Annotated in this window: 2 protein-coding genes; both read left to right on the top strand. The window is 59.5% G+C overall.

All coding sequences use genetic code 11. The features are described 5' to 3' along the window. The first annotated feature begins 469 nt into the window (after positions 1 to 469). Positions 470 to 1423: a histidine decarboxylase, pyruvoyl type gene (hdcA, locus tag RR842_RS13430; RefSeq protein ID WP_332730093.1), complete on the top strand. Its 954-nt coding sequence runs from the start codon at positions 470 to 472 to the stop codon at positions 1421 to 1423. 20 nt (positions 1424 to 1443) lie between these two features. Further along, positions 1444 to 2910: basic amino acid/polyamine antiporter (locus tag RR842_RS13425; RefSeq protein ID WP_332730092.1), on the top strand; the 1467-nt coding region annotated here is incomplete at its 3' end.

The following is a 2910-nucleotide window of genomic DNA, read 5'->3' as shown; positions in this document are numbered from 1 at the left end:
GGCTTGCCACCACCTGGGTCCAGGTGAAACCGGCGGCATAGGTTATCTTCACCGTCGTGGCCTGGGCCCCGTAGCTGGCGCCGGCTAAGAAGACGAGTCCGGAGTATTTCAAGGTGTTCTTCTGCATGGAGCCATTCTAGCGCACTCTACATCCAAGGCGATGGAAGAGCGCAATAGCCACCGCCCCAGGATTTGGCGTTTCGGTCAGTCCGTTTATCGCGTAGTCGCAGTTCAACGACAACTGAAGTTCATATTTCAACTCCGCACGACTCCACTTTCCCCCAGGCGCTCGCAAAGATTTCGGACAGCACGGACCGGCCGCGGCACAGGGGAAACTCCCCCACGGCCCCTTAACAGCCCAGCATCGTCCCCGACACGGGACGTTTTCGCTTCGATGCTGCCGTCATTCCCCAACGCAGCCGGTCATACAATCGGCCCCGCAAATCCCCGCAAGACGAAAGGAAGATTCATGAAGAACCTCGAAGAACGCAGGAACCGCGCCATCGCCAAATCAACCCACGCGCATCACGGCATGCGCGCGCCTCATATTGACAAGACCGCCATCAGCCCGTACGACGATTACTGCGACGGCTACGGAATGCCGGGCGCCTACGGCAACGGCTACGTATCGGTGCTGAAAGTGTCGGCTGGCACGGTCGAGAAGACGAACGACGAACTCATCGACGGCATCGTCACCTACGACAAAGCCGAGATCGCCGATGCGTACGTCGGCCAGATCAACATGCTCACCGCCTCGTCGTTCTGTGGCATAGCCGGCCAGGTATGGGGCTTCGACCTGGCGCGCCACGACGACATCACCTCCGGCAAGAGTACGCCGCTGTTCACCGAAAAGCAGTTCGACGGCAGCGACCTGAAAGTATTCGACGCCCAGCCGCTGCTGAACGCCGGCGTGGAGCTGTTCGGCACCGAACAGAACCGCCGCTACCACCCCATCCCCGGCGCACATACCATCTGCGCCAACAAGGGCGTCACAGCTTACCGTCCCAAGAAGGGCAAGCCCGGCGAGGATGAGGGCTACGGCGTCTGGTCGTTCATCGCCATCTCGCTTTCCGCCGATCGCGACTTCGCGGCCGACCTGTTCATCGAGGATGCAGGCGTCTGGACGAAGAACGACAGCGAAAAAGACCTGCTGGAATTCTTGGAGCAGCACCGCAAAGCCATCGTCTGGTCCGTCGTCGAGTGCGGCCGCGACTCCCATGTGCTGTTCGACCGCACCTATGTGGGCTTCGCGCACCGCATGATGAAGCCAGGCGAGATCGGCAACGCCATCACCGTCGGCCCCTATGTCACCCTCGCACGCAACGCCGTACCTGCCACCGGCTTCTCGTCTTTGAACGACCTTGACCTGTCCGACTGGCTGAAGCAGATGGACTTCGAGCCCCTCACTAACCTGAAACGGTAGGATTCGGAGGCTACCTTACCATGTCAGACAAAACTGCAACAGCTCCCAGCTCGGGCGCTTCCGGCAAAGACACCTCGGGCGGCGGCTCAAGCGCCAAGAAAGTTGGCCTGATCGGGCTCGTCGGCATCGTCATCAGCGCCATGATCGGCGGAGGTATCTACAACCTTCCCCAAAACATGGCACAGGATGCTTCGGCCGGCGCCATCATCATCGCCTGGATAGTTACCGGCATCGGTATCTGGTTCATCGCGAACACATTCCGCATCCTGTCGGCCGCACGGCCCGAGCTGACGAACGGCCTGTACGCCTACGCCGAGAAAGGCTTCGGCAAGCTGGCGGGATTCTTCGTGGCCTACGGCTACTGGATATGCAACTGCTTCGCTCTGGTAGCTTATTCGGTGCTGGTCATGGCCACGTTGAACTACTTCGTGCCCGACTTCTCCGGAGGCAACAACATCCCTTCCATCATCGGCGGGTCCATCATCACGTGGATCATGTACTTGCTGGCCCTGCGCGGCGCGCAGCAAACCAGCTTCCTGAACATCATCGGCACCATCGGCAAACTGGTACCGGTGCTCATCTTCATTCTGGCCGTGGCCACCATCTTCAAGTTCTCGGTGTTCATGGAAGGCTTCTGGGGCATGAAAGACCACATTGCCCTTACGCTGAACTGGGACAACGTCATGCCCCAAGTGCAGTCAACCATGCTGGTAACGCTTTGGCTGTTTCTCGGCATCGAGGGCGCCGTCGTCGTATCCGGCAAGGCGAAGTCGCAAACCGCCGTCCGCAAGGCCACGACCATCGGCTTCTTGGTCACGCTGGCACTCTACGTCGTCGTATCGCTGCTGCCGCTGGGCGTGTACACGCAGGCGGAAATCGGAAGCATGGCCAACCCCTCCATGGCCGCCATCATGTTGAAGTCGTTCGGCAGCTGGGGCGAGATCATGGTGAATGCCGGCGTTATCATCTCGGTACTGAGCTCTTGGCTCGTCTGGATGCTCATGTTGGGAGAGATGCCGCTAGCCGCCTCGCAAAGCGGCATCTTCCCGAAGCCGTTCGTCAAGGAGAACAAGCACGGTGCACCCTCGACCTCGCTTCTGTGGACCACCATCGTCATCCAAGTGGTACTCATCGCCTCGTACTTCATCGGGAGCAACGCCTGGACCACGATGATCAGCATCACCAGCGTCATGGCGCTGCCCTGCTACCTGTTCTGCACGCTGTTCCTGTTCAAAATCGCGCTCGACAAGAAGGGCTATCCGAGCGGCATCTTCGCCAGCAGGGGCATGGCGCTGTTCACGGGTGCGGCCGGATCGTTGTACGGCCTGTGGCTTATCTACGCAGCAGGATTGAATTACCTTATGATAGCCTGCATCGTATACGCCATCGGCATTCCACTCTACATCGTAGGCGTGCGACAGCATGACAAGACGACGAAGCTGTTCAAGAACTACGAGAAGATCGTCGTCGGCGTGGTGATCGCCCTG

The organism is Gordonibacter sp. (assembly GCF_036667095.1).
GTDB lineage: Bacteria > Actinomycetota > Coriobacteriia > Coriobacteriales > Eggerthellaceae > Gordonibacter.
The sequence above is the reverse complement of the archived record's forward strand: the minus strand, read 5'-3'. Positions and strand labels throughout refer to the sequence as shown.

Bases quoted from the DNA above. Each gene is read 5' to 3' on its own strand.
- hdcA (WP_332730093.1), top strand. From the start codon at position 470: ATGAAGAACCTCGAAGAACGCAGGAACCGCGCCATCGCCAAATCAACC.